Below are 6,340 nucleotides of genomic sequence, written 5' to 3'. Positions count from 1 at the left end.
GTCGATGGACGGCAAAGGCGCCTGGCGCGACAACGTGTTTGTCGAGCGCGTGTGGCGCAGCATCAAGTACGAAGAGATTTATTTGAGAGCCTACGAGTCGGTCAGCCACGCCCGGCGCTCCATTGGCCAATACATTGAGCTGTACAACCGCAAACGTCCTCATTCGAGTCTGGCGGATCAGACGCCCGATGAGGCATACTTCGCGACGCTGCCAGCGATCAAATCGGCAGCATGATCGCCCCGGACGTTCCACTTAAAAATCGCGGGACCCTGTCCGAACAAGCGGCACCACCTCTGTGGTGAGAAACGCAATGCGAGTATGACCCACGGAAGCGCTCGCGCTGTTCTCTATCGATAAGAGAGGTTTGGGGCGGAATAACGATTGTCATCGCAGCGAGAACGACCGCTCTGTGCCCGGAACCAGATGCACACCACGACCCAAACCTCCCGGGTGACATCGCAGCCGGAAGCCGCGTTGAGGCTTTCGTTGCCGACCAAACATCCGCCGCCGGGTGTCATGACGGCCAGATGCCTCAACTACCGCTTGCACGAAACTCGCGCGGCGTCACACCGAACCGTTGACGAAACGCCCGGCTGAAATGCGCGGCCTCAGAAAACCCGGAGTCGAACGCTATCTCCTTGATGCTCTTCGATGCGAGGGTGTGGTCCCGAAGCGCCATGCTAGCGGCTGCAAGTCGTTCAAGCCAAATCGTTTCGGCGACTGACACGTGTTGACCGTCGAAGGCGCGGTAGATGGCGCTCACCGACATATCTAACGCTTCGGCAACTTTCGAAACTGTCAGTTCCGAATTGGTTGCATTTTCCTTGATGAACGCTTTCACGCGTGTTTCCTGGTAGCGCTTCAGTTTCGACGACATCGTCCCGCAAGCAGGCTGGTGCATACGAAGATTTGCGGCAATCAAGTCGACGACGGCCTGAGATATGAGGTGCTGCGTACCGTTTTGCGCTTCATCTATGGCGGCAGACAATCCGTGCACCATGTCACGCAGAAGGCGTCCGATTGGGCGCTCGCCAGAAACGTGGTATGCCGTTAGCTTCTCCGCGCCAGGAACCTGAACGCATAGCTGGTCTCGCGGTACGCTGATGACCATTTGCTGGAACGCTGCACTGAAGTCCAACTCATACGGACGCGTAGTGTCATACATCGTGAAATTCCCTGGTGTGAGAACAACCCGCCGGTCGTCCTGTGTTACCTCGCCGGTCCCCGTTACCTGCATAACGAAAAGAAAAAACTCACCTTCGTTGTCGGTTGCCCGCTGAGGTACGCGTTTCAGAGACTGCCTTGTCGAGGATACGAGGTGGACGTCAAGATTGGACAGCGCGCGTTGCTCAACGCTAGCAGTCAGCGCTATATCAGAGGGTTCGTCGCAATGCACGTACTGCAGCCTGACAAACATCTCACGAAGGAGATGCAGCCATGCCTCAATCTTCTGATTTTTAGGAGTGCATTCGTTGACAGAGTATGTTTTCATGGAGAAGAACCTGACTGGTCCGCTACGCAGCGTTACGCCAAGAATACCAAGGTCAGAATTTGGGGAGAACTAGACAAGACCCTTTGTCTGGATATTCGAAGACGTGACAGATGAAACGGGCATCCAAGTGTTCCGGGAGATAGAAGCAAGAGAGCCTTTTTTTGCCTGCATACGATAGCGCCAGATATCGACGGCGTGGTGGCGATAAAAGCAGTGGAAGGCACGATTTATAGAGGCTGTCTATAAGCAGTTATCGAGGCGACAGGGTGTTTTGCCCGAGCGCCTTTGGTCGAGGTATGACGAACTAGTTCACTGGCGCGTCTGGCTTGGGATGTTCTGGTGACAATGGGTGTCACTCGCCCGCGTCGTCCTGGATACGGACTGTCGGTTGCAGGCAGATGTTTCATTACTGTTTGGAGGTGTGATGTCAGGCTATATGGAAATGAAATACAAGGTCGCGGCGGTCCAGGCTGCGCCTGTATTCCTGGACCTCGAAAGAGGCGTGGACAAAGCAATCGCGCTGATTGAGGAGGCATCGGAAGCTGGAGCTGCTTTGATTGCCTTCCCGGAAGTATGGTTGCCGGGTTACCCGTGGTGGATATGGCTGGACTCACCCGCGTGGGGTATGCAGTTTGTACGGCGATACTTCGAAAACTCTCTTGAGGTCGGCAGTGAACAGTTCGAGCGAATCAGACTAGCCGCCGCCAGGTACAAAATACATGTCGTTTTGGGTTTTTCAGAGCGGGCTGGTGGCTCCCTCTACATCGCGCAGGCAATTATTGACGACAAGGGCGAGTTGGTTGCTACTCGTCGAAAACTGAAACCGACTCACGCCGAACGTACGGTATATGGCGAAGGCGATGGCAGTCATCTGGCGGTGCATGAAACTTCGATTGGACGGTTGGGTGCACTGTGCTGCGCTGAGCACATCCAGCCGTTGTCCAAGTATGCAATGTATTCCCAACATGAACAGGTGCATGTCGCGGCATGGCCGAGCTTTTCCGTCTATCGCGGGGCCGCATACCAGCTTAGCGCAGCAGCTAACAACGCGGCGAGTCAGGTCTACGCCCTGGAGGGGCAGTGCTATGTTCTCGCGCCGTGTGCCACCGTCTCGAAGGGGATGATTGATTTGCTAATCGACTCGGAGAGCAAGGCGGCCCTTCTGACTGAAGGTGGTGGTTTTGCCATGATTTACGGACCGGATGGTGCTCCGTTGTGTGAACCGCTTGGCGAGACGGAGGAAGGCATTCTCTACGCTGACGTTGACCTCGGCATGATTGGTGTTGCCAAGGCAGCATACGACCCAGTCGGGCACTACTCTCGTCCGGACGTCTTCTGCCTGCTGTTCAATCGCAGTCCGTCAGCGGTAGTCGCAAGCTTTGAACCGGAGGCGCTGAGGGAAAGCACCAGGAGCCCGGCCGCCCCTTTGAGCGAAGCGACCGGACCCATTGTCGATGGTACCAAGTAAAGCTGGCAAGGTGGAGTCGCAGACGTGCACCGATGCGCGCGCTGACTTCACCGATTTCCGACATACGGCGTGAAGGCATTGCGGCGTTCACTGCGGAGCGTCCACACAACTGTGGTGTGATGTTTCATTCAGCCAGGTCGTGGAAACATGCGATGCCTGCCTGAGTCGGCTACGCGACGTGAGTCATACAGGATAACTAGCTACGTCGAAACGGCTGGCCAGTCATCTTTCTAACAAAAGCGGGTAAATCAAAACCCGTGATAGTTGTTAAGTCATGCTAATGAATAGGGTGGGAAATGAAATTCAAGGATTCGGCTGGATTACTGGCAATCTTCATTTGTGCCTCTGCACACGCTCAGTCTTCCGTGACGTTGTACGGCGTGCTCGATGCGGGTATCACATACACCAGTAATATCTCCACCGCGAGCGGGCACGGGAGCGCTCTTCAATTCCAGGACGGGGTCATACAGCCCACGCAGTGGGGTATCAAAGGTGACGAAGACCTAGGTGGCGGTACTCACGCCATCTTCGACCTTGAGAATGGATTTCAGCTTTCCAATGGGGCGCTTATCACGAATGGCTCGCTGTTCAACCGCAAGGCTTACGTTGGGTTGTCAGGGCCGTGGGGGCGACTCACTATGGGGCGTGATTTCGACTTCATCGGTGAGACGTTCGCGATGTACTCGAATGCTGTCATTACGCCGGCGGGACTTCTCGGATGGGGACTCTCATCATATGCCTCGGGTGGATATATTCTGGACAACCGGGTTTGGGGCGTCCAGGTAAGTAACGCGGTCAAGTATCTCTCACCCACTTTCGGGGGGTTAAGTGCCGGTGCCATGTACGCCTTTGGCAATGTCGCGGGGTCGCTCGGCACCAATCAGGTGATGAACTTCATCATTAACTACAGCCAGAAAAATTTCAACGGCTCGGCTTCGTACTTCTCCCAGCATAACGAAGCATTAGGTGCCAATGAAACGGTGTGGGCTATCGGCGGAAACTACACGATCGGAGCCTTTCAGGTGGTAGCGAACGTCGCTACGGCTGCGCTTTCATCGTCGACGAAGCCTCGTGCAACCACATTAGAGACGGGTGTCCAGTATTCCATTAGGCCGGATGTTTCGCTCTCTGCCGGCTACACGCAACAATGGAGAAATAACGACCTAGGGAGCGCCAACACGTTCATCCTCGGCGCGGATTATATCCTGTCAAAGCGAACAGACGTCTACGCTGTTGGCGTCCTTGGCCACGACCACGCGTATCCTGCGCAGGTTGAGGCTGCCTTTGGCTCGCCGTCCAGCTCAGACACGCAGAGTGCTGTGCGAGTCGGATTGCGCCATCGCTTTTAATGCAAAAGAGGTGTCGGGAATCCGCAGCCCGACATATCGATTGCGCCTCAATCGCAAGGCTGACTTAAGTGCATCCTCGGTCTCTCTTCGAGCTGCCCGCGAGTGGTAGTCAAACGGTCGGGAGCATCAGCCAGCATGGCCAGCTGGTCATAGACTCCGGCTTCAGGCATCGATTGTCGAGATACATAGTCACATCGCCGCTTGCAGGGTGTGCGTAGCGAATGTCAACGACGCGGGTGTCGGAATCCTCGTTTTACTCCAGGAGGTTTACTTCCGCGGCCGCTCCATGGTATCTACAACCTTGTGCGCCTGCGATCACTGGCACAAATCCGCCCATAAGCACCGGGAAATGGCGGCAATGAGGCCAGAAGTCGGCCTCACACCGCTCAAAAAAGGTTTATTCGCGCTGGGATTGCACAATGCGAAAGATTTGGCGACGGCGGGCACGTAAATCGCGGAAGGCCGCTTCCCGTCGGGGGGTATTTCCGCGACCTGTTAGGGCGCGAACTGCATCCATCAAAAGCTCATCAACTGCTACTTCCTCTCAGTCTCGAATAGAGCAATGATGTTGGGGTAGGTTAGTGGGCAGCGCACGCAGCATGTTGCTCGATACGGATCGATATTATCCAACGCACTGCGGCAGTATTAAATACGCGTGCGATTTTAGAATCGGAGGCAGGATATGAGCAAACAGCCGGCAATCGTGTTGGTGCATGGCTTTTGGGCCGGAGCAGCGCATTGGAACAACGTGATCCTCGAGCTGTATCGCAAAGGACACAGTGATCTGCACGCGGTAGAGTTGTCGCTGACCTCGCTTGAAAACGATGTCGAACGGACTCGGAAAATGGTTGCACAGATTGATGGTCCTGCGCTGCTCGTCGGCCATTCGTACGGCGGCGCAGTTATCACAGAAGCCGGTAACTGGAGCAATGTCGTTGGGTTGGTGTACATTGCGGCGTTCTCGCCCGATGCGGGCGAAAGCCTAGGCGCGATTACGCAGTTGCATCCGCCGATTGCTGGGCCAAATTTGATACCGGACAGCGATGGCTATTTGTGGATTAAGCGCGAAAAATTCCACGAGAGCATGTGCCAAGACATTTCGGCTGACGAAGCGTTCGTGATGGGAGTCACTCAGAAAGCCCCGGTCGCCGCGACCTTTGGCGACGTTGTCACTTCCCCCGCATGGAGGAGCAAGCCTTCGTGGTATCAGATTTCTGCGGACGACAGGATGATCGATCCCGCCAATCAACGGAGAATGGCGTACAGACTCGGCGCTAAGAAGATTGTCACGCTTGCATCGAGTCATGCCTCGCTTTCATCGCATCCCGTTGAAGTTGCGGAACTGATTGATGAAGCAGCTCGCAGTCTTTGTTGAGCGGCAGGCTCGCGGGTGGCCTTGATGGGCCACATCGCCTGTGCGTAGAACCGCCGAGCCCTCGCAGTTTCTCATCGCCGTTGGCTATGCCATTGAGCCGCGTGTTCACGAGTTGGTCAGCGGGACGCTCCGCGACTCCCGTTGAGGCCACCGCGGCTATCATCGGCTGCTGCTTCGGACGAGATCCGCGTCGTCCATGCCCGAGTTGCCGGCAGTCGCTGAAGCGAGGAACGGAATTGATGGTGGTGATTGACAAGTTGGAGCTGACACAAATCGCGTCTCTGTTGGACACTCAGGCCACGCTTGTCGCGAGCGCGAATCTGCTCTCTTGGCTAGCGGCGTTCTGTAGTTGTGTGGTCGTATGCGGTCGATAAACGACGCCCTTCCATGGAGTGGCTGAAGGTCTGAACCTAAGTGTCCGCGTGGACACATGCACTCAGACCTCTATGACCGCAAATCGAGACCTCCGCAGCAGACTGGTTGTTGGCCAGAAACGGGATGGCCGGCGCGAATTTGACGAGAACGCCATACGCGAACTGGTCGCGCTATGCCTGAGGCCCGGCGTGTCGATCGCGCGGGCCGCCATGGATCATGACGTCAATCCAAACCAGTTACGCCGCTGGATCGCGCGCTATCAGCCGCAGATGCAGCACGG

General features: G+C 55.9%; 6 protein-coding genes. 5 read left to right on the top strand and 1 reads right to left on the bottom strand.

All coding sequences use genetic code 11. The annotated features are described in order from the left end of the window. A partial coding sequence (locus E1N52_RS42745) for an integrase core domain-containing protein (RefSeq protein WP_133190276.1) occupies nt 1–235 on the top strand: 235 nt, incomplete at its 5' end. A 298-nt stretch (nt 236–533) separates the two neighbouring features. On the opposite strand, the gene E1N52_RS45195 is transcribed toward E1N52_RS42745, so the two are convergent. Continuing rightward, nucleotides 534–1,493, bottom strand: coding sequence for an AraC-like ligand-binding domain-containing protein (locus E1N52_RS45195; RefSeq protein ID WP_133191087.1), 960 nt, complete (start codon nt 1,491–1,493; stop codon nt 534–536). A 442-nt stretch (nt 1,494–1,935) separates the two neighbouring features. Between E1N52_RS45195 and E1N52_RS42735 the strand changes: the two genes are divergently transcribed. The 4 genes from E1N52_RS42735 to E1N52_RS42720 all read left to right on the top strand — a co-directional run. Beyond that, nucleotides 1,936–2,961: a carbon-nitrogen hydrolase family protein gene (locus tag E1N52_RS42735; RefSeq protein ID WP_246089466.1), complete on the top strand. Its 1,026-nt coding sequence runs from the start codon at nt 1,936–1,938 to the stop codon at nt 2,959–2,961. A gap of 296 nt (nt 2,962–3,257) precedes the next feature. Beyond that, nucleotides 3,258–4,310, top strand: a complete 1,053-nt coding sequence (locus E1N52_RS42730; RefSeq protein ID WP_133191085.1) for a porin — start codon at nt 3,258–3,260, stop codon at nt 4,308–4,310. A 682-nt stretch (nt 4,311–4,992) separates the two neighbouring features. After that, nucleotides 4,993–5,685, top strand: a complete 693-nt coding sequence (locus E1N52_RS42725; protein WP_133191083.1) for an alpha/beta hydrolase — start codon at nt 4,993–4,995, stop codon at nt 5,683–5,685. Between the two features lie 446 nt (nt 5,686–6,131). After that, a partial coding sequence (locus E1N52_RS42720; RefSeq protein WP_165979562.1) for a transposase occupies nt 6,132–6,340 on the top strand: 209 nt, incomplete at its 3' end.

It is taken from the genome of Paraburkholderia guartelaensis (assembly GCF_004353905.1).
Taxonomy (GTDB): domain Bacteria; phylum Pseudomonadota; class Gammaproteobacteria; order Burkholderiales; family Burkholderiaceae; genus Paraburkholderia; species Paraburkholderia guartelaensis.
This window is presented reverse-complemented; position numbering and strand designations above follow the sequence as displayed.

What these genes read in the sequence shown, in the direction of transcription:
- E1N52_RS42730 (WP_133191085.1), top strand. Translation starts at nt 3,258, where the DNA reads ATGAAATTCAAGGATTCGGCTGGATTACTGGCAATCTTCATTTGTGCC.
- E1N52_RS45195 (WP_133191087.1), bottom strand. Translation starts at nt 1,493, where the DNA reads ATGAAAACATACTCTGTCAACGAATGCACTCCTAAAAATCAGAAGATT.
- E1N52_RS42725 (WP_133191083.1), top strand. Translation starts at nt 4,993, where the DNA reads ATGAGCAAACAGCCGGCAATCGTGTTGGTGCATGGCTTTTGGGCCGGA.
- E1N52_RS42735 (WP_246089466.1), top strand. Translation starts at nt 1,936, where the DNA reads ATGAAATACAAGGTCGCGGCGGTCCAGGCTGCGCCTGTATTCCTGGAC.